We start from the raw sequence: 26,503 nt of genomic DNA on the forward strand, positions 1-26,503 counted from the left end.
GGCACTCTTCTCACTAGCATACTTCCCAGTAGCCACTTTGGATCTTATCGACGGTTGAACGCAGTGTCTGCTCTAGTGGTCTGTCTTCGGTCAGTAGCTCAAAATCGGCTTCGACTTGCGCTAAGGTCTTACCCAGTGACGGGGTAATTGAGCTGGGCACCAATTCTTCCTGCGCTATTCGCAGACGAATGCCCTGAGACATGGCTAATAGCGCAGCAGCTGCTACTTGCTCGGTTAGCTGTAATATGCGCATACAGTCACGGGCTGAGATAGTGCCCATGCTGACCTTGTCTTGGTTATGACATTCGGTGGAGCGAGAGAATACACTGGCTGGCATGGTGTTTTTAAGCGCTTCAGCCGTCCAGGCCGATACGCCAATCTGTACCGCTTTAAAGCCGTGGTTAATCGCTTTACGTTTGCCTTTAGCGCCTGAAAGATTTGCAGGTAGACCATTGTTGAACTTTTGATCCATCACCAGCGCCATCTGGCGGTCGATAAGATCGGCAATGTTAGCCACTGCGTTTTTCATCGCATCCATGGCAAAGGCAATATGCCCGCCGTAGAAGTGCCCACCATGTAGAATGTGCTCACCTTCACCGTCGACAATTGGGTTGTCGTTAGCGCTGTTAAGCTCGGTTTCAATAAACTGGCGCATAAACGGCAGCGCATCTTGCAGTACTCCAATCACGTGCGGTGCACAGCGGATCGAATACCTGTCTTGCAGTCTGTCTGAGTTGCGAGGGTGAATGTGATGGTTTAAGTCTTCACGGATCCAAGCGGCAATCTGGTTTTGCCCTGGATGAGGCTTTGCGGCAAATAAAATTTCGTCGAAGTGGTTCGAGTTACCTTTAAGTGTCAGCGACGCCATAGCAGTAATACGACTGGCAAGGCGCGCCATGTACTGCGCTCGGTCGTAAGCTAAACAAGCAAGGGCGGTCATAACCGCAGTACCGTTCATCAGTGCTAAGCCCTCTTTAGGGCGTAGCGTGAGCGGCACGATATTAAGTTCTTTATATACGTCACTGGTTGGACGTCGCTCACCCTGGTAAATCACATCACGCTCACCTACAAGTACTGCCGCAAGGTAAGACAGTGGCGTTAAGTCGCCGCTCGCGCCCACTGAGCCTTCTTCAGGGATCACCGGGGTGATGTTGAGGTTAAGCAGGGTTTCTATACGCTTAAGCAGCTCGTAAGTGACGCCTGACTTGCCTACAGCGAGTGAGCTTAGGCGGCACGCCATTACTGCGCGAGCCTGCATAGGAGACAGAATATCGCCCATACCGCAGCCGTGAAAACGGGTCAGATGCAGTGGGAGTTCGTGGACTAAATCGAGCCCAACGGTCACGGTACAAGAGTCGCCATAACCTGTGGTTACCCCATATACGACGCCTTCTTCTTTCAGTAGGCTATCGATAAACCGCGCGCCTTTTTGAATATAGGCCTGATACTCAGCGGTTTGGTTAAGCTTAGCTTGTGCCCCTTTGGCAATAGCAACCACATCTTCAAGTGCCAGACTATTGTAGCCAAATTCAACTGTTTGCTTGCTAGGGTTATAAGTGGTTTGTTGGGTCATTTGCTTTGCTTGTCCTTTATATCGCAACTATTGCTCTGCTTGCATTGCACATTGGCTCGTTGGAACTCTTCGTCCTTGCGCCAAAAATCATAAAAATTAAACCATTGCAGTGGCTCTTTAAGCGCAAAATGCGCTAAGCGACGACTAAATTCGTTAACGGCTTGCTCGATTCGCTCACTTCTCCCGGCTCTAGGGCCTTTTAAGGTGTTAGCGAAATGCTCTAAATGCACATGGTAGCGGCCATTTTGCCGTAGGCAGAACATGGTATAAACCGGGCAATCAAGTAGCCCGGCCAAAATGAATGGCCCTTGAGGGAATGCAGCTGGCTCGCCTAAAAAGTCTTGGTAAATCACGCGACCAGCAGTCTGTGACGAGGTTCTATCGCCTGCAATGACAACCAATTCCCCCGCTTCAATTTTTTGTTGTAGCAAAATCGAAGTACTAGGGCCTAATTCGGTGACTTGGATTAGGTTTAGTGAGCTGTCGGGGTTGAGCTGCTTGAGCACCTTATTAAAGTTCTCGGCATTTTGCGTCAGCACCATGACGTTGACTTTGACTTGGCGCTGGTGGATTGATATTGCGCGGCACAGCTCTAAGTTACCTAAGTGCGATACCAGTAATACCGCGCCATTGCCCGCGAGTAATTGATTGGCTAGCATTTCTCGATTAGGAAAATCGACCTGTTCGAGCTTGATGCGATCGCACCAAGCGTCAATTCGGTCTAACGCGGCGTTACCAAAGGCGAAAAAGTGCTTCAGGCTGTCGCGCCAGCTCAGTGGCTCACCCAGCTGTGGATGATTGGGTTGCTTAAGCTTCACATGAGTTAAAAATTGCTTAGAAGCGGTTCTTGCCGTGGTGCCGGTAATGAAAAAATAGATGATCACCGGATACATGATAGCGCGGCAAAGCCAGTGACCCCCTAAGCGGTAGCTTTCTGCAAGTAGCTTAATTCCCCAGTAACTGCCTCGCTCACCCATGCTCGACCAATGCTTATTCTGGCCTGAACTTGTGAGCTTTTGCTGCAGCTTTCGATAAAGCTTTTTCGGTTGACGCAGCAACATGCCAAAGAAGAGTTTGCTGTGCATCAATGAGATACGCACGTTATCTTTAACCCCTTGAAAATGACTCACGCCATCTTCTGGGTAGATCACTCGGGTTGGCAAATGAATCACTGGCACGCCTTGCCAGTAAAGACGCACTAAGACTTCAATATCAAAGTCCATGCGCTCGCCTAAGGCATGGCTTAAAAACAGTTTCTCGGTTGCCTCGAGCGGATAGACACGAAAGCCGCACATGGAGTCTTGAATATCGAAACTTAACGTTTCTATCCATACCCAAAAGTGAGTGATGTAACGGCCGTATAATCGGCCTTTCGGCACGGATTCGTCATATTGCGGCAAGCCAGAAATAAGCGCCTCTGGAGTCGACTCGGCCTGGGCTATCATGGCGGGTATATCGTTTAAATCGTGTTGCCCATCGGCATCGACCTGCAGGGCGTGGGTGTAACCCTCTGCATATGCGGTTCGTAGTCCGGTCATTACTGCAGCGCCTTTACCCCGGTTATATGGGTGGTGAAGCAGGGTCACCCAGTCATATTTTTCAGCCAGCTCGATCAGCAAGAAGCGCGTTTCGTCGTCGCTGCCATCGTTAACTAAATAACAAGGTAGATTAAAAGCCGCTAATTGCTCTAGGGTACGTTCAATGGCACCGCGGTGATTATAGTTGGGGATAACCAGAGCGAGCCGCATTAGTTATTGTCCGTACTGTTGATGGCCTGCACCGCTTCGTTACTGAGTGCAATACGCCCCGATGCGAAACGTTTATCGCCATCGCTATAGGTAAATACCAGTTTGGCCTTGGCGGGATTATGGCTAATGGTCAGGTCTACCTGGGAGTTAGGTAGCATCAGTTGTTGAAATTTAAGTACTTCTAGGCTGGCAACATTGACCGGGTAACCAAAATGCGCGCAGCCAAGCTTTATCGCCCAGTCGAGCTGAGTGACACCCGGCAACACGGGTTGCTCTGGAAAGTGGCCATTGAAATACACGAGGTCGGCAGCAATCTCTAGCCGCCAGGTGACAGAGTCATTCTCACTGTTATGGCTGATAATGGTGGGCAATGTAGAGGTAATCATTTGCTCTTAAACTTATCGATATCGAACAGGGCTAACATGTTTGCGTGTACCCGCTTACCTTGCGGATTAAGCGGTAAGGCTTCAGGGTAACGCCAACGCCTTGGTAGCGTGACCCGCTCAAATTGGCTGAGCAAGTGGTTTTTGAGTTGGTTATTTAGCGCGAGTTTACCCTTAGCTTCGAGTTGTTCCATGCCCAGAGGGGAAAGCGTTATAGCGGCGCCGAGTTGCACTCTAGGTTGCTCTAACATCACCAATGCCGCTTGTGCGACATAGGGATGGCTCTCTAATAGTGACTCCATCTGTACCAATGACAGGCGTTTCTCTTCAACTTTAATAATGCGGTCTAAGCGCCCCTGCAGAGAAAAAGTGCCATCGGCTTGCAGATCAATTTTGTCATCACACTTTAGCCATTCATTATCAGGTAGGTAAGGTGATTTTAGCATCAGCGCACCATCACTTTGCGCTTGTTGGATCTCAATTGGCGCGAAAGCTTGCCAGTTTGCATTAGGCTGGTGTTGACGACGGTAGGCGATGCCACCGGTTTCTGTGCTGCCAAATACCTCGATAGGCGCTTGACCGTAACAGTTAGCGACACCTTGTGATGCTTCAAAGCTCAATGGTCCGCCAGAGCTGAACACTAAGCTAGGTGAACGCAGTTGTCGCTCATTATCGAGAGCGTCGGGCAATCGAGACAGCTGGGCAGGACTGCTGATCAAACAGAGGTTTGGAAACAGGTTCGCGTAGTAGCTTAAGGTTTCAGGGTATTCAACCAGATCGCTCAAAAAGGGGCGACTGGCAGCGAGTGGCCAAAGAACTTTGAATAACAAGCCATAAATATGCTGATGAGTCACGGTCGATATTACGCTGCAATGAGGCAGGTGCTGGGCAAAAGTATGCTCAAGCACGCTGACTTCGGCGTCGAGTTGCTCAATGGTTTTGGCTACGCGTTTTGGCCTGCCGCTGCTACCTGAGGTAAAGAGTACCAGTTCGCCCCAATTTTGTGTTTGTGGCCAGTCACTCGCAGTCGGATTGAGATCTTTATCGAGACGTAAAAACGCCTTACCTTCACAAATTGGCATGTTGGCGAGCACGCCATCATACTCGTGAGTGAGTTCACTCAAGGTGCCAGCTTGAGTATTGGCAGGCAGGATTATCTGTTTACCGGCAAGTAACCCGGCGCAGAGTCCGACGGCAAAAAGGTCACTGCTTTCACAGCTAAGTAGCCAGCGTTTGGAATCGGAATCACTTAATTGTCGATGCAATTGTGCGACTTGAGCAGTAAAGGCCGCTCCCGTTACAATATCGTGATGATTGAAGCTAATTAGCTGTTGAGCAGTAGGCCCTTGGCATAGCCAAGATTTAAGTAGATTCGTCATGACTTTTTTAACCAAAATGTTCGATATAACCACTCGCCACCAAGTAGCGACCCTATGAGCAAGTAGGCGATTAGCCCGTTATAAAGCGTCCACGTTTCGATGCTGGTATACAGCGCTGTATAGAGCGCCATCGAGCCATTAAAGATAAATAAGCCGCACCAAATTAAGGTGACGCTATTGAGATAACCGATAGCCTCATCGGGCAGGTCGGGTTCTTTCAGTCTGGCTAGCCTTTCTATCATGCTAGGGCCATGTTTTAGTGAGTAACCAAAAAGACCCAGCATGGTGAGGTTAATCACCACAGGATAAAACAGTAACCAATTACTCTCTTTAGCAACAAAGCTTCCTGCTGTTAAGCCGATGCCAACAAGCAGTGGCAACATCAATGACTTTACTTTTTGCTGTTGTAATACCAGTCGTAAGACTAATATTGCGCATAAGACGAGCGCAATGGTGCCAGCGGGCAAATAGTGCAAACCAAAATAGACCGCAAGTGGATAAGCGATGACCACTAAGCTTGTCACTATTTGCAAAAAGAGTCGCATTACTCTTTGACTAAGCCTTCGATAGCCGACACGACATCGTTAACGGTTCTCACCGCTTTAAACTCTTCAGGTTTAATTTTTTTACCTGTCATTTGCTGTAGTTTGATCACCAAATCTACGGCATCGATGCTGTCTAGATCGAGCTCTTCATACAAAGAGGCTTCTAAGGTGATATCACTCGCGTCAATTTCAAACTCATCGACTAAAATTTGAGTCAGCATTTCAAGGATCTGTTCACGACTTTGCATAATTTCTCCTACGCTCGCTGTGACTCAATAAAGCTGACTAAGCTGGCAACGCTATAGAAGTGTTGTTTGGTTGCATCAGAATTAGCTTCAATTTTCACATCAAACTGCTTTTTAATTGCTAAGCCAAGTTCTAATGCGTCGATAGAATCGAGCCCTAGGCCTTCACCAAATAGTGGGGCGTCAGAGTCGATATCATCAATACTGACGTCTTCTAAATCGAGACAGTCGATGATCAGTTGTTTTATTTCGTTATCTAAGCTCATAAGTATCTATCTAATTGTTGTTTATAATAGTTTTCTAAGTCACGAGTGAGTTGTCGTGCCATCTTTGCGTCGCCACCTGCATCGGCATCATAACGTAAATAGGGCTGGGTTTCGCCTATTTCCACATGCATGCCAATTGTCCGTCTAGGCAACTGGTACCACTTTTGCTGCTTGCTTAGGCCTACAGTATTGGTTTTTAAAAATACAGGCAACAGATCGCTATGGGTACGCACAGTGATATTGGCTGCCCCACGTGCAAAATCATTAATTTTCTCACCTATTTTGGTGCGCGTGCCTTCCGGAAAGATGATGAGGTTAGTGCCGCGTTCAAGCACTGATTTACAGTCTTGCAGAAGTAACTCCGCACCGCGATTAGGAATATAGCCAGCGCAAGAGACAACGCCGCGTAAAAAGGGGTTACGCCATAGCCCCAGTTTAACGATGCAACCAGCATTAGGCATCAAGCTGATTAACACAACCACATCGACTAATGTTGGATGGTTAGCTGTGACAATGACCCCTTTAGCATTGCTGAGGCGGCTTAAGTCTCCGTGAGTAACCTTGATAACGCCGGCCCAAGTGAGCATTTTGACAAAGCCTTTAAACATGATGTGCACGGCTCTTTGTACGCGCTCAATGCGTTGCTGGCGGCTACCAGGCCAAAATCTAAGTATTGGCAATATGGTCAGTGAACTTAGCAATCCACCAAGACCAAAGGCGATGTAGCAAGCGGTGCCGCCAAGCCAGCGTGGGGCGTAAGCTATGCCCATTAGTTTGGGAGCCAGAGGCTGCTTGTCATTGATGGGCTTATTGGCAGCGGACTTATTCATAAAGGGTTCAGTCACAGCTCAGGTCCCAGTGCCAACCAGACAAATTTCCGCTGATATTGTGTTGAGCTGCCAAACTCGATAGCAATAGAGCAAAGCTGAGTTCGTTGTCGAGTTCAGCTTGTTCATCCAAAGGAGTTAACGTTAGTGTGGCCAGTGCATCTTGTGTGTCGTTAGCTGGGGCTAGCATAAAAGCCACTGCTATGGGCCATTCTGGCTCATGGGCAAATTGGCGATAAACTTCAGGCACAGGCTCGTCAGCATAGACTAATAATAATGGCTCTGGATCTGCATGTAGCTGACCATAGGATTCGATAAATGCTTGGGAAAACGTGTTGCTACCCGCAGCTATAGAGGTCGATTGAGCTTGATTGCCAGTTAAAATACTGAAAATACCGCTGGCAGTATTATGTACCGATTGGCTAAACCCTGTTGGCGATAATGGCGATTGCTCAGCGATATCGTTAAGTAAGCCAATGGTGCGATTAATTTCACCGTGTTGGGAGGCAAAAATGCTACGGCATTGCTCAGCAGGACAGCATTGGTTTACGGCCTCAAGAATAATTTTGGTGAGTTTGCTCAGACGCCTGCGCTGCATAGCTGGCACATGGGCCAATTTGGGGGCGGCACTGAGTTGTATAGCGTCATCGATGACACCGTGTGGCCAGTTGAGCCAATCTGAAGCGTGTTGATAGTGCGGCGACCATGCGCCCCATGAAAGAATGCTGAACTTCAATTGCATCGCCTCAGATACGAATATCCTTTCGTATTGCCCTGACTAATAAAAAGATAGTTTTGACCGAACAGGATACAAGTGCCTGTTGGCGATCAAAATGTAGCGGTTAAGCTGATTATTCTACATCATAAATGGTGGGCGTAATAAGCCCTTTTATGATACAGCTGTCGCTTGGAGGTAGCTATTGGGTGATAAAATGTTGGAATTGAATAAAAGCCCTGTTAATGCAGGGCTTTTTGATAGGATATAGAAGAGAATACTTGGCGTTAGCTTAATTGCTTCTGGAGCCGGCGCAGTGCCGACTTCACTTTACGCGCGTTTTCAGGGCCCATACGAATCATCAACTTTTGCGCATTAGGCAAGGCTTCTAGCTTGGGGTCAACAAATTGATAGTTGACGCTAACACCATCTAATTCAATCGGTTGCTCGATAATAGGAGCATCCAACATCACCTCGATAGCTTGCAGCATACGGTCATTAAACGAAGTCTTGCTATAGCCTAGTTCGCTAAATGCTTCACTCAGTAGTGGAGTCATCTCTTTATAGGTTTTAGCTAACTCTTGATCATTTAAGCTTGAAAGGAAGTCAGCGTATAGATCATACCTATGGTAACTATCTGGGTTGATATAGGTCTTATTGGCAATTTCAGATACGGTAAAGCTATTGCTTGGGGCTTGCAGTGGGCTCACTTTACGCGCCAATTCGCCTTGAGCTAAGTTATCTACAAAAACCACAAACTGGCGGACGATGTTGTCTTCAATCAATAGTGGCTCAATTGCCATACCATCAGCAATAGCGGTCACTTTCTGGTGTACATAGCCATCACTGTCAGCTAAAGCGGGTAAAGGCTCGACTTCAGCTACAGGATCAACCTCTGGTAGCTGTACCGCTTCAACTTCAACGACTTCAGGCTCTGGCACAGCTTCGGTTTCTAGTGGCTGCTCTGGGATTGGGTCGGGGATCACCACAGGGGCAATAACGAGTGGTTCTTCAATTGGAGCATCACCACTGAGGTAATAGTAGCCACCTGCAGATAGCGCTACAACGACAACGATAGCCAAAATAGCCAGGCCATTGGTGCCAGAGGTCTTTTCCTGTGGCGAAATTCTATCTTCTTGACTGAGTTGCATTGTAACTCCTCTGCACTGGGCAGTGATACGACTAATGATAAAAGTATAGCTTCAATCCATTCTGCAAAAATCCAGGAGATTGTCTATAGTCTGAAGCTCTATTAAGGATATTTAATTTATAAAACTGACTGACATAGCAGCTTATGCTTGTACAAATTGCTCACGATCGCCTAACCAGCGTTCAATAATCGGGTCTACGCTAGCAGGGGCTTGTTGCATAACGTGAACAGCGAGTTTTTGTACATGAGGAATAAGTGCCTGATCTCGCATTAGATCGGCAATTTTCATATCGGCGATACCCGTTTGTTTTGTGCCTAGTACCTCACCCGGGCCACGGATCTCTAAATCTTGCTGCGCAATAACAAAGCCATCATTACTCTGTCTGAGCACTCCAATCCTTTTGGTTGCAGTAGCCGATAGCGGCGCCTTATAAAGCAACACGCAGTGGCTGGCAACGGCGCCACGGCCAACACGGCCTCTAAGCTGATGCAGCTGTGCTAAACCTAATCGTTCAGGGTTTTCAATAATCATCAAGCTGGCGTTAGGTACGTCAACACCAACCTCAATCACTGTTGTAGCCACTAATAAATTTAGCTCGCCGGCTTTAAAGTCAGCCATGATCTGCTGTTTCTCGGCAGGCTTCATACGACCATGAACTAAGCCAACCTTTAACTCGGGTAGGGCACGTTTAAGTTCTTCTGCTGTGTCTTCTGCCGCTTGGCATTCGAGCACTTCAGACTCTTCGATTAAGGTGCATACCCAGTAAGTTTGACGCTTGTCGTTAATGGCGGCTTGTCTGACTCGGTCTATCACTTCCTCTCGGCGTTGCTCAGAAATTGCGACGGTTGTAACCGGCGTTCTTCCCGGCGGCAGTTCATCGATAATCGAGGTGTCGAGGTCGGCATAGGCGGTCATGGCTAAAGTTCGCGGAATTGGGGTGGCGGTCATGATCAGCTGGTGCGGATGAAAGCCCTGACTAATGCCTTTTTCGCGCAAACCCAAACGTTGATGTACACCAAATCTATGTTGCTCATCGATAATAATCAGCGCCAGCTTATTGAACACCACTTGCTCTTGGAAAATAGCATGGGTACCAATGACGATGTGGGCATCGCCAGATTCAATATCAGCTAACGATTGCGCTCTGGCCTTACCTTTTAGTTTTCCCGCAAGCCAGCCAACTTTTAGGCCTAAAGGTTCAAACCAACTGGCAAAGTTTAGCGCGTGTTGTTCGGCTAATAGCTCCGTCGGTGCCATCATGGCCACTTGGTACCCGCTTTCTATCGCTTGCAATGCCGCTAAGGCTGCCACCAAGGTTTTACCCGAACCCACATCACCTTGAACGAGGCGCATCATAGGCTCATGCTTAGCTAAGTCTTGGGTTATATCTGCAACTACCCGCTGTTGTGCTCCAGTAGGCTTGAAGGGAAGCGAGGCTAAAAAAGGGTTAAGTAACTGACCTGTGGCATGCATGCTGACCGCTTTGTCACGGTTACTACGTTGACGCAGGCGTAGCATGCTCAAGTTATGGGCCAGCAATTCTTCTTGAATGAGGCGTTGCTGCGCCGGATGGGTGCCTTGCTCCAGCTCAAATAACGACACTTGATTATTAGGTCGATGCAGGATCTGTAATGCTTGCTTTAAATCCAAATTATTTGGCTGCAGGTGAGGCGGGAGTAGTTCTTGTAAGCCGCCATTATCCAGCATGGCAAGTGCTTGCTCAGTCAGCTTAATCCAACTTGCTTGTTTTAAGCCTTCAGTTGTGGGGTAAACCGGCGTCAGTGTATCGCTCAGCTGCAGGTCTTCACCGGGAGATATCACTTTATATTCAGGGTGAATAATCTCGACGCCATGCATACTACGGCGAATTTCGCCGTAAGCACGAATGGTCATGCCGATCTGTAGGCCGTTACGCTGCGCAACTGAGAAATTAAAAAAGCGTAGGGTTAAGCTGCCAGTATCATCGCGCACCGTACAGGTCAGCATGCGCTTACGGCCTTGAATAATTTGGCTTGATTGAATGACGGCTTCGATGGTGCCGTAACTGCCCGGGTAAAGCGAGGCAATGGGGTAGACTTGAGTGCGATCCTCATAGCGCAGCGGCAGATGAAACAACAGATCTTGCACTGTTGTTATGCTCAGCTTAGCTAATCTCTCGGCCATCTTTTTAGCGACGCCCTTAAGCTCTGTGATAGGAACAAGATCGAGTCTTTGCAAACGGTTAACACTCAAACACTGTAAATTTATACATATATTATCAGAGATATCGGTTTACGCAAATCTGCGCGTATGAGTGTCGCGATAACAGTGAAAATAACGCAAAAAAAAGCCTAACTTGCAGATTGCACGTTAGGCCTATTTATTTCAGCATTTGCTGGAAGGGCGAATTATATGGCTTGTAATACTATGTAGCCGATATAGGCGAAGTAACCAGCAATTAATAAGCCTGCTTCGCGGCGCCCAATACGTAAACCTGTGTAGGCAAATGGCAGTAATAGCACGGCTAAGGCAATCATAGCAGCCCAATCCAGGTTACTAATTTCACTGCCGATAATAGGGTGAATAAGCGCTGTCACACCTAGAATACCGAGTACGTTGAAGATATTAGAGCCAACAACGTTACCAATGGCGATATCACTCTGGCCTTTAAGTGCTGCCACGATTGAGGTGACAAGCTCAGGCATACTGGTACCAATAGCAACGATAGTTAAGCCGATAATCACTTCGCTGATACCAAACGACTTAGCCATAGCCACCGCGCCATCAACGAATAAAATACCGCCGCCAACAAGCATGCTGATACCGATAACAATAAACAGTACTGACAACATTGGATTTTGCTTGGTATCTTCAACGTCATCAGCAGTTTGTTTTTCAGCCGTGAAATAGCTAAAAGTTAAATAAGCGACAAGTAACGCAAATAAAATTGCGCCGTCCCAGAAGCTTAAACCGCCATCGAGTAATAGGCTCCAAAATAATAGCGAGGCGCCAATCATGATAGGAATATCACGGCGCACCATTTGAGACTCAATCTTAATGGGACGAATAAGCGCTGTAATACCTAAAATAAGACCGATGTTAGCGATGTTTGAGCCAATGACATTACCCAATGCAATGCCACTGTTGCCCGCAATAGCTGACTTTACACTTACAGCAAGTTCAGGCGCACTAGTACCAAAAGCTACAATAGTGAGACCGATAATAAGTGGTGTAAGTCCTAATCTGAGTGCAATTTGGCTTGCACCTCGAACTAAGGCTTCAGCGCCTATTGTTAGAATTAAAAAGCCGCCGAGTATCGACAATAAAATAAACATGGTTAACTCTATAATTTGGGTTTCTTTGAAAGGATGGCAAGAATAGTTTCTTTCAAAAATTGCGCAATCAAAAACTGCTTCTTACTCATTAAATTTAGTTAATTGCTGATTGTTTGTCACAAAAACAAAACGACACACCTTAAAGTGTGTCGTTATGGGTTAATTGGACACCCTGAAAGATCTAGATTTCATCTTCCCAGCAGACTTTACCACCGCGTACACCATCTACTTTTTCACTAAATTTCTTTTCAAGTACATGGCGCTTTATTTTGAGTGTCGGTGTTAATACATCATTTTCAACATCCCAAGGTTCACTCACAATCACAATCGCATCAACAGTCTCATGTGATTCAAGATGGGGGTTAACAGAGTCGACGGTGGCTTTTAATGATGCTCTGACTTCTTCTCGAGGTTGCACATTGGCACCTTCTGAAAGTTGCACTAAAGCGACAGGATGAGGTAAGCCTGAGCCGATAACACAGATCATTTCAACATGTGGGTCTTGTGCCAGTTTGCGCTCGATAGGTACAGGCGCGACATATTTACCTTTCGAGGTTTTAAAGTTGTCTTTAACACGGCCTGTAATGCTGACATTGCCTTCATCATCAATGGTGCACAAGTCACCAGTGTGGAAGAAACCATCTTCATCGAAGCAATTAGCGCTCTCTTCTTCCTGTTTATAATAGCCCTGCATTAGGCCAGGACTCTTAACTAGCAGTTCACCGACATCGGAACACTTGGCTTCACAACCTTCAACTGCGCGACCAACAGAGCCGATTTTACGGGCATCGAATGGGTAGTTAATAATGGAATAGGCGCAGTTTTCTGTCATGCCCCAGGCCTCGCTGATATTGAGGCCAATTTTGTGGTACCACTCAACAAGTGATGGTGGGATGGGGGCAGAGCCTGAGCCGAGTAAATGGCAATGATCTAAACCTAATCCTTGATGGATTTTACGTTTAACGATGCTACTTAGGATGGGCACTTTAAGCAAAAAGTTAAGCTTACTGTAACCAATTTTGTCGATAATGTTCTTTTGAAATAGGCTCCACAGGCGCGGTACCGAGAAGAATACCGTTGGCCTGGCGCGTTGCACGTCGGCCACAAAGCTATCTAGGCTCTCGACAAAGGCAACGCTGCTGCCAGAATAAAAAGATGAGCCTTCAATGGCAACACGCTCGGTAATGTGCGCCAGTGGTAGATAAGATAGCAATCTATCTTCAACACCGGTTTTAAGATCGCGCACAACTGCGGTGCAGGTCCAGGTGTAGCTAGCGAAGTTTTGAATCGCACCTTTAGGCTTACCGGTTGAGCCAGAAGTGTAGATAATGGTCATCACTTGCTCGGCTGTAGGCAAAGGCGCATCAATTAATGGCTGACCTAAGGTAAGCATTTTATCCCAATGGTACTGCGAGGGCATGGTGTCGTACGGCATGGCAATACGCAGAATATCGCCACCAACGCCCGCTTCTTGGTCGGCCCAATAATCTAGCTTACCGATAAAAATTGCTTTGGCTTCACTGTGCTCAAGGGTGTAGCGAATAGTGTCGGCATTCGCCGTGGGGTAAATTGGTACACTGATATAGCCGCCGTGCATTAGGGCAAGATCGGTAATAAACCATTCGGCACAGTTTTTAGAGAGAACAGCGACTTTATCGCCTGGGTTTAGGCCTAAATGTCTAAGGGCACCGGCGATTTGCTGCATCTTGGTTTGCACATCGCGCCAGGTAAACGTCTTGTATTGACCGTCAATAGGCTGCTTTAGATAAACCTGGTCGCCTTGTTTTTCAACCCAATGTTCAAGCATCTCAATTGGGGTTTTCATAGAAGATTCCATCGCATTTCCATATTGATAATTGTTGATTCCAATTCAACCTGTTGCAGTGTTTTTTGTTTTAATCGTTCGTTTAACAGGCTGCTGCAATATTGAGTATGGCGAAAAATGTGATCTAAGACAAACTTTTTCAAACGGGTGTTACAATTTTGTTGTGGTGGGTTGAGAGTGTTATTTGTAGCGGGTGATTTGAACGTGCGGGTGATTGAGTTGTTAGGGATGCAAAATATCAGCACTTAATATTGATTGGTCTAAGTGCTGCTAATTTTGGTTGAGCCCGAGCTTTAACTTTAGCCTTATGCTTAGTTTTAGTCTGAAGGGGCGCGCATTTTTTGCCACCATTCCTCATCCGCGACAATCTGGCCATCTTCATCTATGGCAGGGTAAGGCAGTTTCTTACGGCGGCAGGCTTTGGCATAAATTGGGTGGCCTTCTTCAAATAGCTTTATTTGACAGTAAGCATCATCAAGTTTGCGTGTACCGTACATACCTGCAGCTGTGCGTTGACGCTGGGCTTCATACATAATAAGCGCTGCAGCTACTGACACATTGAGCGATTGCACCATGCCTATCATAGGGATAATGATATGTTGATCGGCGCTAGCGATGCCTTCAGGGCTCACGCCATCACGTTCATTACCCAAAATGATTGCGGTTGGGCGGGTATAATCAATGTCTCTAAAATCGACGGCCGTATCAGAAAAGGTGGTCGCCAGAATTTGCATCTCTTTACCACGAAAATCATCGACTGCTTGCGCCATACTTTGGTGCACTCGGGTCTTAACCCATTGTTGGCTACCCGATGCGGTATTGCCCGATACGCGCATTTCAAGTTCAGACCACACGGCATGCACTTCATGAATACCCGCAGCGTCTGCGGTACGCAAAACGGCGGCAATGTTATTGCCTTTGTGTACGGTATCTAAGCATACGGTCAAATCAGGTTGGCGGTTATCAAGCATCTGGTTTATGCGGGCGAAACGTTCAGGACTCATGATGGGCTTCTGTAAAATGCTGTTGGCGATGATAGTTAGCGTTAAATCATAAAAGGGCGCCGTAGCGCCCATTTGGAAGAGTAATAGAAGATTAGATCTCCATGACTCCATCCATTTCAACAAGTGAATCTTTCGGTAATTGCTTAACACCGATTGCGGCACGTGCTGGGTAAGGTTGCTCAAAGTAGCGACCCATAATTTCGTTTACAGTGGCAAAGTTGCTCAAGTCTGTCATAAAGATATTTAGCTTCACGATATCATTGAGCGAACCACCGGCAGCCTCGCAAACAGCAATTAGGTTGTCAAATACTTGAACAACTTGCGCTTCAAACTCACTGCTAACAATTTGCATTGTCTCAGGATTTAGTGGGATCTGGCCTGATAAATAAACCGTGCTACCAACTTTAACTGCTTGAGAGTAAGTGCCAATTGCTTGAGGCGCTTTGTCGGTTGCTATGATGATCTTCTCTGCCATGATCTGTCCTTGTCTTTATTGAGTGCGATGCAGCGTTAATTAACGGTTTCGAGATGTACGTAATACTTCTGGAAGTACTCTAATTCTACGCATAACGTTAGCTAAATGAATACGGTCACGCACAGAAATACGTAAGTTGATGAGGAAAACACGCCCATCACGCTCTTCTGTGGTTAAGTGATGAATATTTGAGCCTTCGGCAGCAACAATCGAAGTGATCTTAGCTAACGCACCTTGGTGGTTAACGATTTCTACACGCAAGTTAGCCTGGTATTCAACACCATCGGCGCTATCCCACTGCACAGGAATGTACTTATCAGGTTCACCTTGATAACCACGAATGTTAGCGCAGCTTTCCATATGAACCACAAGGCCTTTGCCTGGGCTCACGTGGGCAATAACCGCATCACCCGGAATGGGGCGACAACAATTTGCAAACGTGACCAACATGCCATCAGCACCACGAATAGGCATGGTGTGAGCTTCTTTTTGCTCTTCGGTATCAACTCGGTCGCCGCGAAGACGCTGAGCGATAACAATGCTCATGGCATTACCTAACCCAATATCGGCTAGCAATGCATCGAGTGTGTCATGCTTGGTATCTTTAACGACTTTTTCAATTTGCTCTGCTGATAAGCTATCGAGCTTAGTTTCACCTAGCGCATGATTGAGTAAGCGCTTGCCCAGTAAAATAGCATCGTCTTCTTTTAAGCTTTTCAGTAATTGACGGATTTTAGCGCGTGCTTTACCGGTAACCACAAAGTTAAGCCAGGCCGCATTCGGGCGTGCGCCGTTAGCGGTAATTATCTCAACAGTTTGACCGGAGATAAGTGGCTGACTTAATGGGTAAGCCTGGCGGTTTACTTTAGCACCGACACAGGTATTACCTACGTCAGTGTGAACTTCGTAAGCAAAATCGACCGGTGTTGCGCCCACTGGAAGCTCTAAAATACGGCCTTCAGGGGTAAAGACATAAATCTCTTCAGGAAAGAGTTCTGTTTTAAAGTTCTCAACAAATTCAAACGAGGTGCTGGCGCTTTGCTGCAGTTCTAGCAAGCTTTGCATCCACTTACGGGCACGCACTTGAGTGGTCGTGCCTTGCTCTGCTGAACTGCCTTTCTTATACAGCCAGTGAGCCGCGACCCCTTTATCAGCCATTTGGTCCATATCTTCGGTACGAATTTGGATCTCAACTGGCACGCCGTGAGGACCAAAAAGTGAAGTATGTAGCGACTGATAGCCGTTAGCTTTAGGGATAGCGATATAATCTTTGAAGCGGCCAGGATGCGGCTTATAAAGGCCATGCATGGCACCCATCACGCGATAACACGTATCGATTGAGTCTACGATGACTCTAAAGGCATAGATATCCATGACTTCTTGGAATTGCAGCTCTTTATTGCTCATCTTGTTATAGATGGAATAAAGATTTTTTTCGCGACCTTTTACCGCACCTTCAAGACCTGTGTCTTCGAGGCGAGTTTCGATTGCAGCTTCGATACTTTGAATAAGCTCTTTACGGTTACCGCGAGCGGCTTTCACCACCTCTTTGAGTACACGATATCGCATTGGATAGTAGGCTTGGAAACCTAAATCTTCTAACTCACTCTTAATATTATGAATACCAAGACGGTTAGCGATAGGAGCGTAAATTTCGAGAGTTTCTCGGGCAATGCGACGGCGCTTATCAGGCCGTAGTGCACCTAAGGTGCGCATATTGTGGGTTCTATCGGCAAGCTTGATTAAGATGACTCGAATATCTTGGGTCATCGCCATCATCATTTTGCGGAAGTTTTCAGCCTGGGCTTCTTTCTTATCGCGAAACTTTAGCTTATCTAGCTTAGAGACGCCTTCAACCAATTCGGCAATCGACTCACTGAATAGTTCAGCCAGTTCTTCTTTGGTTACCGGGGTGTCTTCGATAGTGTCGTGCAAGAGGGCAGCCATAAGCGTCTCATGATCGAGACGCATATCGGCCAGGATGCGGGCAACCGCAACCGGGTGGGTAATATAAGGTTCGCCACTCGTGCGCATCTGACCTTCATGGGCATCACGCGCCACCTGATAGGCCTGCTTGAGTAATTCTACCTGCTCAGGTTCTAAATAACCTGACGCAGACTCCTTGAGACCTTCAAACAGATACAAGTGACTCTACTCCTTATATGACGTTGTTGCGGCCTTCAGCGATGGCAGCAACAGCAGCAATTTCAGCTGCTTCACGTTCACGAACTGTTTGGCGCTCATCGGCATCCAAAGTATCAGCTGTGACTAAACCTAGCTCGATTTCGCGCAGGGCGATAACCGTTGGCTTGTCGTTCTCTTCATCAACCATAGGGTCTTTACCCTGCACAGCGATTTGGCGAGCACGACGCGCTGCAACCAGAATCATATCAAAACGGTTGCCGATTTGGTTTACGGCATCTTCTACAGTTACGCGAGCCATGTTTGGAAACTCCAGTGTTTAATCGATTGAAAAAATGACGCAAAATTGTACATGATGACAGTTAGTCTGCCAACAGATCTTTAATCATACCATTTTGCGTATGAATTTGGCTAGCAGAGGTTAGTCTTTGACTGCGAATGATCGCTAAAAGATCGGCCAATGCTTTATCGAAATCGTCATTGACTAAAACGAAGTCGTATTCATTGTAGTGTGACATCTCTGAAACTGCTTGTGCCATACGGCCTGCAATCACTTCTTCACTGTCTTGTCCACGGCCAGTTAGGCGACGCTCTAGCTCAGTTTTTGACGGTGGTAGAATAAAAATACCAATAGATTCAGGCATCAGTTGTTTAACTTGCTGAGCCCCCTGCCAGTCGATATCGAGAAATACATCAATACCTTGCGCGAGTGTCTGCTCAATCGTGACACGAGAGGTGCCATAATAGTTGCCGAACACTTCAGCCCACTCAAAAAAAGCGCCATCGGCAATTAAGTCCTTGAACTCATCTTGATTGACGAAATGATAGTGCTGACCGTTCTCTTCACCAGGACGAGGTTGTCTTGTGGTGTGCGAAACTGAAACTTGCATATCTACAGGCTGGTCTCGTAACAGGGCTGAAATAAGCGATGATTTACCTGCGCCGCTTGGCGCCGAGACGATAAATAGGTTTCCGCGAGCGGTCATGAGCTGCATATCCGATGTTGGCACTATTGGAGCTAGGTTAGCCCAAATAGGTCGAGTAAAAGATTAAGCGAGCCATTATACAGCCTAGGGTGATATTTACGCTAGTCGCAGATGCATGAATTAGTATGGTAATTGATATTCTGCTCATGGTGAGTTGACGGCTTTATTATTGGCACAAATTGACAATATTGCCCGAAAACACTGACATTGAGAGCTAAATTGGGTAGGCTACTTCATTACGTTTTATGCTTTCGCCTGGGCATAGAAATAGGGTGTGCTGTAACTACATAAATTGTGGAGCAGCCGAATTAAAGAATATTGTTAAGGTCGGTACCAATATGCAGCTTAAGTCGTTTTTTTGTGTCAATGGTTTAGATAATGGTCAGCGTTTTGCTGCAATTAGTGGTCTGATTTACTTCATTTTATTGCTAGCGGTTGTGGTTTTTAGTCCTTCGCTGGCTTTGTACTTTGTCGGGCTATTACTTACGCCGGTATTAGCATTTACGAGCATACGTAGATTACGAGACTGCGCTAAGCCACAACAGTTTACGCTGTTAACGTTAGTGCCGTTTTGGCTTGTGTTGCTCACCTTGGTGCATATTCACAGCATGATGCTATTGCTGTCGCTACTAGTTGCAGCAGGCCTTGCTATTGGTTACTTAGCGGTATTACCTGCCGTTTCAAGAGTCGATTATGTGCAAGGCTATTCGGGGCCTGTGGATATGACGAGCAACAAAAGCTCAGCCCGAATGGCAGGTAGCCGCGTTCGAGTTGAGCCCACTCTAGGTGGTGCTGAGACAGCAGAGGCGATAGCGGTTAGTCATACCGAGGAGGTATATCCCCGCGCTGAAGTGCAGCAAGGCCCAGAAACTGTCAGAGACGATGTGCAGCGTTCTCGCAGAAGTAAAAAGCAAGTAACGTTTAATTTGGCGCAGCTGCAAGGCCTATTGCAAACCAATAAAAAGTTAGTCTTTATTGCTGCAGGCTCTGTAGTGGGGCTGATGCTAATAGTGAGCCTAGTGTCACTCATTCCTGTATCAGAGGCTGACAGTGAAAGTGCTAGCGATAGCGATAGCAGCTCGCAAGTGGTTGATGACACGGCTGGGCTCGCGCCAGTTAATCGTATTTCGACATCGATGCCAGATGGATTTAGCTTAGCGCTCGAAGAGGATGTATTGATTATACGCTGGCTGGGTGAAACGGGGGCTGCGAGTAACTTGTGGTCTCTAGCTACTGCTAAAGGTGATAAAACATGTTCACGACTGCGTTTTAATAATGGTACCGAATATAGGCCATTAGTTGTCGATTTACTGGCAGATACTGGCACTGAAGCACGATTTTCGCCACTTGATACCGAAGCGATTATTGTTGATATGGCAAGGCGCGGTAATGTCAGCCTGTGTGGTTATAACTTTAGTTTAAAGGGCAGCCAAGCAGCATTGGGCAAGGTCGCCGCTTTCCGTACTTATTTATAACTCTTATTATAAGCTTGGATCTGCATAGGTATTTAAGGCAATAGCGCTGGAAATTAAGCTATAGACTCATTAAACTGCTCCGCCTTATCACACGGCGGCACTTTAATCGTTTGAGAGCGCTGTTGTTTAGAGTGCGCTGTTGTTTAAGTGTCATTGTTTGAGAGAGTGACATTGTTTAAGAGAGTGACATTGTTTGAGAGAGAGAAATGGGTAATAACAAGCAGGATTTAACCTTAGTGATCCTTGCCGCAGGGTTAGGCAGCCGCTTTGGTGGTGACAAGCAGTTAGCGCAGCTTGGACCAAAGGGTGAAACCATGTTGGAGCTATCGTTACTAAGCGCTTATAAAGCAGGCTTCACTCGTGCGGTATTGGTGATCCGTCCAGAGTTAGCCAGCATGCTAGATCAAGCCTTAGCGGGTAAGTTGAGTGATGATTTTACCTGCCAATACTGCGTTCAGTCGTTAGACGATTTACCTGTACAGGCACGTGAGTTTGCCGATGTTGCAAAGCGCCAGAAGCCTTGGGGTACAGCGCATGCGCTCTGGAGTGCAAGGAACCATGTCCATGGACCTATGGCTGTGATCAATGCTGATGATTTTTATGGCGACAGCGCTTTTAGCCTGCTTGCAGAAGGTTTATCCACTGTTAATGATGACTGGATGATGGTCGCTTACCCAATCGGCTTAACCCTCTCTGACAATGGCGGCGTTAACCGAGGTTTATGCCAGGTTGAGGCGGGTAAGCTTGTCGATGTGGCCGAATGGCTTGATATTCGCTGTGATACAGCGGGTTTAACTGGTACGTTAGACGGGCAACGTAAGACACTTGACGATGATGCCGTGGTTTCGATGACCTGCTGGGGCTTTAAGCCTGATATCTTTGATGTTATTGAGCAGCAGTTTAGCGCCTTTATTAAAGAGAATGGCCATCAGCCAAAAACGGAATGTTATCTTCCAACAGTGGTACAAGCACGTTTAGACCAGCAGCAAAACGGTGTGTCTAATCGGGTAGTTAATGTCCGTGTCGCTAAGGAATCTTGGTACGGGGTGACTTACCCTGAAGACGTGCAATGGGTAAGGCAGAAATTACAGCAAACTCTTTGCTCAAATTAGTTCTAAGCGCATTTAAGTAATCAATTTGCACGGAAAGTCTGGAGAAAAGCCCAGATAGCAAAAGAGATCTAAAAGAATAACTGGAGTGTTGGGTGATCGATTTTATAAGACAAAATATTTTGTCCCATTTTGGCATTGATGCAGAAAGTGCCAAAGTGTCTCCATTGGGGAATGGCCATATTAACCATACTTTTTTGGTGCGTGGCGTTGATAGCGAATTTGTACTGCAAAAAATTAATACCGAAGTCTTCAAAACGCCGTCTGCATTGGTGAACAATGCGGCTAAAATTAGTCAGCACTTAAAAATGAAAGTGGCTGCGGGCGAGTACCAATTAAAAGTGGTGTCACCTGAGCTAACTGCCAGCGATGAGCTTTGTGTCGATCTCGGTGAGAAAGGTTTCTGGCGTGCTATTAATTATCTACCATTTAGCCACAGCATCGATGTGGTTGGTAGCAGTGCGGATGCAGAAATGGCGGCTAAGGCATTTGGCCATTTCTCTAGTGCATTAACAGAACTTGATGCAGAGCAGATAGAAGATGTTATTGCTAATTTTCATCACCTGCCTGGGCGAATTGAATTACTCAAGCAGGCGATTAGCGCTGACAGTCATGGCCGGGTAAGTGAGTGTCAAACCTGGATTGATTTCGTATTGTCGCAGCAAGATCTGCTACACGAACTGGCACAAGTTGAAGCAACGCTTCCTCGTCGTATTTGCCATAACGACACCAAAATCAACAATATGCTGTTTGATAAGCGTGACATGACAAGCCTTGCCATTATTGATTTAGATACCTGTATGAAAGGCTATCTGATGTATGACTTTGGCGACATGGTGCGTACTTTCTGTAGTCCTGAAGAGGAAGATTCTACCGCGCTTGATAAAGTGCAGGTGAGGGAGTCTATCTTCGGAGCTATCTGTAAAGGCTATTTGAGTGAGCTAGGTGACGTACTTTCAGATGATGAACGCAAGAGCCTATGGCTAGGCGCTAGAGTGATGTGCTTGATGATCGGCGTGAGATTCTTAACCGATCATTTAAACGGTGATGTCTATTTTCAAATTCATCATGCAGGGCATAACGTAGAACGCGCAGCCAATCAGTTTACCTTGTACCAAAGCTTATTGAGCCAGCAAGACACGTTAAGCGCTTATCTTAATTAAGCCTTTTTAGTCGCGACAGCGTGATGTTCAATGCTAGCGGTTAGACATAGTTGTCGTTAGGAATAATAGTCGTTAGGAATAAGCCGAGTAGTTTGACCGATAGGTTGATACTGACTCGGCTTATTTATTTGTTGCACAGTAAAGTCATGTCTCAATGTTGGCTTGAGCAGATCATCAAACATCTCCACCTGCTGGTTCGCAGGATTTAACCACGCATCGAGCACCTCATCATTTTGCGGCAAAATCATCGGGCTAGCCTTGCTATGAAACGGCATAAGATCAGGATGGGGCGGATTGGTAATGATGGAGCATGATGTGGTTATTTCCCCTGTTTTAGGATGTTGCCACTCGCGAAACAAGCCACCAAATGCCATCGCCGAATTCTCGGCAATAAAGTCATGATAGTAAGTCTCTTTACCCCTTTTATCGGTTTCACCAAAACCGCTAGCGACAATCACACAGCGACTCTCTCTAAATGCGTTAAAGCCTGCGCTGTTGGGTGTATTTAACTTATCAAATCGAGTATTAAAAGAAGTGTAACGGCTGGGTTTAAAGCCCTCATAACAAGTTTCAAGCAGTAACCACCAAGTGGCGGTCTGTAAGCGGCGCTCGCCATCAATTTCACGCACGATACTAATGTCGTTGGTGGGTATCTTGAAGCGCCCAAACAGCATCTCCTCAGCGTTCTTTACCTGCAAGTCTTGCATCAGCGCTTGTACAAACATGTCATCAATAATATTGAGCCGACCACACATTAAGCTATCCAAAAATCTAATGTATCTAGGCTAGAGTATGTCTCTTGCTGATAAAAAACACTAGCAAAGCTACCAGATTAGCTAGCAACAAAGTGTGTAGTGGTAAGTGAGGTTATTAATGACTAAGGGGCATAAAAAAATGCCAGTAAGCTGTCACTTACTGGCATTGTTGTTTAGCGGATAAAGTTAACGCTATTAGTTCACGCGATACTAATTCACACGGTACTTGGCAATCAACTCTTCATCTAGCTCGATACCTAAACCTGGCTTATCACATACAGCTACATAGCCGTTGTCGAACTGCAGTTGGTTTTTCACTAAGCTGGTGAATAACGGGCTGCTGCTTTGAGAGAACTCCATCAAGGTGCCTTGCTCACAAGCGGCTAAGAAGTGCACTGAAGCATGCAACAAAATGCCGGTGCTGAAGCCATGCGGGATCAGCTGAGTACCGTTCATCTGCGCGATGTCGTAAATCTTCTTCATTTCAGTGATTCCACCACAACGGGTGATGTCTGGCTGAACGATATCGGCGTTAGACTTAGTGATGAACTCTTGGAACTCATAACGCGTCGTTAAAGACTCACCGCCAGCAATCTTTTGTGACACTTGGCGAGACAGCTTTTCATAGCTGATAAGACTATCTGCCAAAACCGGCTCTTCAATCCAGTTCAGGTTAAACTCTTCAAGACGTTTCGCCATCATGGCTGAATGACCACAAGTGTGCCACTTAGACGCTAAGTCAATCTGCACTTCCATCTCTGGACCTGCTGCTTCGCGCACTGCTTTAACAATCGCGTAGTCAGTGTCTGGGTCATCGCCCATCACGCCGCCGCCAAACTTAATGCTAGTAAAGCCCTGGTCTTTCAAGCCCTGCACAATCGCCACGTTGTCTTCAGGCTTATCAGCCGGAATAAAGGTACCGTAACAACGGATCTTCTCGCGGTATTTACCACCTAGAAGCGTGTGTACTGGTACGCCGTAGAACTGACCGGCGATATCCCACAGAGCAATATCGATGGCGCTAATAGCGTGGATGCCGGCACCGCGACGACCCATGTAGTTAGAACCCCAGTACATCTTGTTCCACAGACGCTCAATTTCTAGCGCGTTTTCACCGATCAACAGACGCTTTAGGCCGTTACAGTAGAAGTTAGTTTGTGGCGCTTCGATACAAGCTTGAACCACTAGTGGACTAGAGTCAGCTTCACCAATACCCACGATACCTTTATCTGTGTGCACTTTAACAATGACGGCGTCTTCGCCCCATTCACACTCGGCATCCATCGAAGGTACGCGTAGGTGGATGACTTCAATATCGGTAATTTTCAACATGATTTATTTCTCTGCAACGTCATCAAACTTGTGGTTTGACAGGAATTTCTTTAGGCCAAACATACACAGCATCAGTACGATTACAAATGGTGCCGCAGTTAGGGTTACCGCTGTTTTCAATGTATCCAGTGAAGCATTGATATACAGCATTGCTAGTGGTAATAGACTTAGCATCACACACCAGAACACGCGTAGACCACGAGTTGGATCTTGACCTTGCTTTAGGTTCTTGGTGCTTACTGCTGCTACGGTGAACGCGGTAGCATCTAAGTGAGAAGCTAGGAACAACATCATTAGCACGAAGTAGAATACCGACAAGATGGTACCAAATGGCAGGTTAGCAATTAGCTGAGCCACTGCGATGTCGCCATTAGCGCTGTTTAGTAGAGCGGGTGCATTCACTATGCCATCTACCATTGCATCAACTGAGTAGCCAGTTAGCGCGCCGAAGAAGAACCAACAACCACCACAACCACCCGCCATTAGACCTAAAACAACCTGGCGAATCGTACGACCTTTAGAAATACGGGTAACGAAAATTGCTACCGCTGGCGTGTAAGTGAACCAGTATAACCAGTAGAACACAGTCCAATCTTTGTTGAAGGTGCCGCCATTTGTCGCATCAGTAAATAGGCTCATCTCAACAAAGTTAGTTAGTGTCAGACCTAGCGAGTTAACAAAGAAATCAACGATAAAGCCTGTGTCGCCCAGTACTAGTACTATCACAGCAAACACAAAGCACATACCACAAGCAGCATGAGCGATTTTTTGTAGACCTTCAGCAATACCGATGTAAGAGCTTAGGGTAAAGGTCAGGGTGATCAGTGCCAGTAAAATAGCCTTGATCGCAAAGGTATTTTCCATGCCAAACAGCTCAGAGAAGCCGGTTGAAACCGTATTTACCGTCACTGTTGTCGTTAAGATTAGGCCGCCAAACGTCGCGAATAAGAAGATCAGATCCAGAGAACGTCCCATTACACGGCTAGCTGTGCTGTCTTCTTTCATGCCTAGAATAGACACCATAAGCGATGACAGGTTTAGGCCTTTAGCGCGGTTAACGTGGAAATGGTACGCCATAGTGATAGACGCTAGGCCATAGATAGCCCAAGGCGTAATACCCCAGTGGAACATCACGTAAGACAAGCTAGTACGCAGCGCTTCGTTGCTCTGGCCTTCAATGTTCAGACCAATACCGTTGTAGTAGTAAGCCCATTCCATGAACGCCCAGTACATGGTCGCTGAACCTAAACCGGCACAGATAAACATGAATAACCAGCTCATGTTGCTGTATTCAGGCTCGCCTTCGCCCAGTTTAATGGTGCCGTAGCGGCTTACCGCGATGTACAGCATGGTACACACAGCAGCAAAGGCAAACAGCTGGATGAAAGAACCAAAGGTATTGGTTAATGCAGCAAAAGCCGATTTACCAGCAGCTTGTACTTGATCTGGGTTAAAGATCAGCATCATGACGACAGCAAATACAACAGCCAAACTCACTGAGATCAGTAGTTTGTCGTTTTGAACTTTATCATTTTGAACGGGGGATTGCTGAGTAACAGTTTCATCTGTCACTGGTGCCGTTGTTAAATCAGTCACGACTACATCCTTACAAAAGTAATAGTGCGATTTACGTTATAGGGTAAACCGCACAGGGAATTTTTATTCGGGCGGATTTTGAGCGAAGAAGGCGCTGAGTGACAACAATAAAAGCTTATTCAGTCATTACAAAATGTAATAGTGGGAGATGGCTCACCAAGGGCGTTTTAATACTGTGATTGCTGAATCATTCGATAAATGTAGTTATATTTGGGGTGAGGTTGAGCTTGTGTGAGTACTGTTACTATCTTGTGTTGCTTAGCGTCCCTTAGTGTCGGCGGTATCGCCTTTTTAAAGCAGATAACCACATTTGCGGGTGGCGACATACACTGACTACTTGTAGGTAAAATGACTAATTACGTTTTGTTATTAGCAAAAGAGATATCTCTTAAAGTGGATGTTGCATCACATTTCATATAACTGGCCGCTATTTTAGGGCTCAATATCGATATTTGTGGATTGATAAATAGCAAAAAACAATTAGATTGTAGGATT

The 26,503-nt window shown here is 46.5% G+C and carries 24 protein-coding genes; 3 read left to right on the plus strand and 21 right to left on the minus strand.

Annotation, left to right across the window (positions count from 1 at the left end; genetic code table 11):
• Positions 1–13: 13 nt before the first annotated feature.
• The 18 genes from ACVBIO_RS07885 to gmk form a co-directional block, all read right to left on the minus strand.
• Positions 14–1,573, minus strand: coding sequence for an HAL/PAL/TAL family ammonia-lyase (locus ACVBIO_RS07885; protein ID WP_447163482.1), 1,560 nt, complete (start codon positions 1,571–1,573; stop codon positions 14–16).
• A complete protein-coding gene (locus tag ACVBIO_RS07890; RefSeq protein ID WP_447169820.1) occupies positions 1,570–3,321 on the minus strand; it encodes a glycosyltransferase family 2 protein in 1,752 nt (583 codons plus the stop codon). The genes ACVBIO_RS07885 and ACVBIO_RS07890 overlap by 4 nt, the downstream gene beginning before the upstream one ends.
• On the minus strand, positions 3,321–3,707 hold the full coding sequence (locus ACVBIO_RS07895) for an ApeI family dehydratase (protein WP_447161784.1): 387 nt from the start codon (positions 3,705–3,707) through the stop codon (positions 3,321–3,323). Before ACVBIO_RS07895 ends, ACVBIO_RS07890 begins: the two co-directional genes overlap by 1 nt.
• Positions 3,704–5,083: an AMP-binding protein gene (locus ACVBIO_RS07900; RefSeq protein ID WP_447163480.1), complete on the minus strand. Its 1,380-nt coding sequence runs from the start codon at positions 5,081–5,083 to the stop codon at positions 3,704–3,706. The genes ACVBIO_RS07895 and ACVBIO_RS07900 overlap by 4 nt, the downstream gene beginning before the upstream one ends.
• Positions 5,080–5,628, minus strand: coding sequence for a hypothetical protein (locus tag ACVBIO_RS07905; protein ID WP_447172349.1), 549 nt, complete (start codon positions 5,626–5,628; stop codon positions 5,080–5,082). Before ACVBIO_RS07905 ends, ACVBIO_RS07900 begins: the two co-directional genes overlap by 4 nt.
• Positions 5,628–5,876, minus strand: coding sequence for an acyl carrier protein (locus ACVBIO_RS07910; protein ID WP_447161781.1), 249 nt, complete (start codon positions 5,874–5,876; stop codon positions 5,628–5,630). Before ACVBIO_RS07910 ends, ACVBIO_RS07905 begins: the two co-directional genes overlap by 1 nt.
• A gap of 8 nt (positions 5,877–5,884) precedes the next feature.
• Positions 5,885–6,139 (minus strand): phosphopantetheine-binding protein, encoded by a 255-nt coding sequence (locus tag ACVBIO_RS07915; RefSeq protein ID WP_447161780.1) that lies wholly within the window; start codon positions 6,137–6,139, stop codon positions 5,885–5,887.
• The gene (locus ACVBIO_RS07920; RefSeq protein ID WP_447172362.1) at positions 6,136–6,909 is read right to left on the minus strand and encodes a lysophospholipid acyltransferase family protein; all 774 of its coding nucleotides are present in this window, start codon (positions 6,907–6,909) and stop codon (positions 6,136–6,138) included. Before ACVBIO_RS07920 ends, ACVBIO_RS07915 begins: the two co-directional genes overlap by 4 nt.
• A 67-nt stretch (positions 6,910–6,976) precedes the next feature.
• Complete coding sequence (locus tag ACVBIO_RS07925; protein WP_447161779.1) at positions 6,977–7,708, minus strand: beta-ketoacyl synthase chain length factor; 732 nt, start codon at positions 7,706–7,708, stop codon at positions 6,977–6,979.
• A 260-nt stretch (positions 7,709–7,968) separates the two neighbouring features.
• The gene (locus ACVBIO_RS07930; RefSeq protein WP_447172350.1) at positions 7,969–8,832 is read right to left on the minus strand and encodes a DUF3014 domain-containing protein; all 864 of its coding nucleotides are present in this window, start codon (positions 8,830–8,832) and stop codon (positions 7,969–7,971) included.
• Positions 8,833–8,973: 141 nt separating this feature from the next.
• Positions 8,974–11,049, minus strand: a complete 2,076-nt coding sequence (gene recG, locus ACVBIO_RS07935; protein WP_447169823.1) for an ATP-dependent DNA helicase RecG — start codon at positions 11,047–11,049, stop codon at positions 8,974–8,976.
• Positions 11,050–11,219: 170 nt separating this feature from the next.
• Positions 11,220–12,146, minus strand: coding sequence for a calcium/sodium antiporter (locus tag ACVBIO_RS07940; RefSeq protein ID WP_447161776.1), 927 nt, complete (start codon positions 12,144–12,146; stop codon positions 11,220–11,222).
• Between the two features lie 181 nt (positions 12,147–12,327).
• Complete coding sequence (locus ACVBIO_RS07945) at positions 12,328–13,983, minus strand: AMP-binding protein (protein ID WP_447169824.1); 1,656 nt, start codon at positions 13,981–13,983, stop codon at positions 12,328–12,330.
• A 305-nt stretch (positions 13,984–14,288) separates the two neighbouring features.
• The gene (trmH, locus tag ACVBIO_RS07950; RefSeq protein WP_447161774.1) at positions 14,289–14,975 is read right to left on the minus strand and encodes a tRNA (guanosine(18)-2'-O)-methyltransferase TrmH; all 687 of its coding nucleotides are present in this window, start codon (positions 14,973–14,975) and stop codon (positions 14,289–14,291) included.
• A gap of 91 nt (positions 14,976–15,066) precedes the next feature.
• On the minus strand, positions 15,067–15,450 hold the full coding sequence (locus ACVBIO_RS07955; RefSeq protein WP_447161773.1) for a RidA family protein: 384 nt from the start codon (positions 15,448–15,450) through the stop codon (positions 15,067–15,069).
• Positions 15,451–15,489: 39 nt separating this feature from the next.
• Positions 15,490–17,595, minus strand: a complete 2,106-nt coding sequence (gene spoT / locus ACVBIO_RS07960) for a bifunctional GTP diphosphokinase/guanosine-3',5'-bis pyrophosphate 3'-pyrophosphohydrolase (RefSeq protein WP_447161772.1) — start codon at positions 17,593–17,595, stop codon at positions 15,490–15,492.
• A 13-nt stretch (positions 17,596–17,608) separates the two neighbouring features.
• Entirely contained in the window at positions 17,609–17,893 is a 285-nt protein-coding gene (gene rpoZ, locus ACVBIO_RS07965; RefSeq protein WP_447161771.1) for a DNA-directed RNA polymerase subunit omega, read from the minus strand.
• 61 nt (positions 17,894–17,954) lie between these two features.
• Positions 17,955–18,578: a guanylate kinase gene (gmk, locus tag ACVBIO_RS07970; protein WP_447172351.1), complete on the minus strand. Its 624-nt coding sequence runs from the start codon at positions 18,576–18,578 to the stop codon at positions 17,955–17,957.
• 338 nt (positions 18,579–18,916) lie between these two features.
• Between gmk and ACVBIO_RS07975 the strand changes: the two genes are divergently transcribed.
• From ACVBIO_RS07975 to ACVBIO_RS07985, 3 genes are all read left to right on the plus strand, one after another.
• Positions 18,917–20,053, plus strand: coding sequence for a DUF805 domain-containing protein (locus ACVBIO_RS07975; protein WP_447163474.1), 1,137 nt, complete (start codon positions 18,917–18,919; stop codon positions 20,051–20,053).
• 206 nt (positions 20,054–20,259) lie between these two features.
• Positions 20,260–21,165, plus strand: coding sequence for an NTP transferase domain-containing protein (locus ACVBIO_RS07980; protein ID WP_447161768.1), 906 nt, complete (start codon positions 20,260–20,262; stop codon positions 21,163–21,165).
• Between the two features lie 92 nt (positions 21,166–21,257).
• On the plus strand, positions 21,258–22,325 hold the full coding sequence (locus ACVBIO_RS07985; protein WP_447163472.1) for a phosphotransferase enzyme family protein: 1,068 nt from the start codon (positions 21,258–21,260) through the stop codon (positions 22,323–22,325).
• Between the two features lie 56 nt (positions 22,326–22,381).
• On the opposite strand, the gene ACVBIO_RS07990 is transcribed toward ACVBIO_RS07985, so the two are convergent.
• The 3 genes from ACVBIO_RS07990 to ACVBIO_RS08000 form a co-directional block, all read right to left on the minus strand.
• On the minus strand, positions 22,382–23,080 hold the full coding sequence (locus tag ACVBIO_RS07990; RefSeq protein WP_447163471.1) for an SOS response-associated peptidase family protein: 699 nt from the start codon (positions 23,078–23,080) through the stop codon (positions 22,382–22,384).
• Between the two features lie 210 nt (positions 23,081–23,290).
• Positions 23,291–24,412, minus strand: a complete 1,122-nt coding sequence (locus ACVBIO_RS07995; protein ID WP_447163470.1) for a mandelate racemase/muconate lactonizing enzyme family protein — start codon at positions 24,410–24,412, stop codon at positions 23,291–23,293.
• A 3-nt stretch (positions 24,413–24,415) separates the two neighbouring features.
• Positions 24,416–26,008, minus strand: a complete 1,593-nt coding sequence (locus ACVBIO_RS08000; protein ID WP_447161764.1) for a BCCT family transporter — start codon at positions 26,006–26,008, stop codon at positions 24,416–24,418.
• Positions 26,009–26,503 lie beyond the last annotated feature (495 nt).

This window comes from Shewanella sp. 0m-8 (assembly GCF_052977265.1).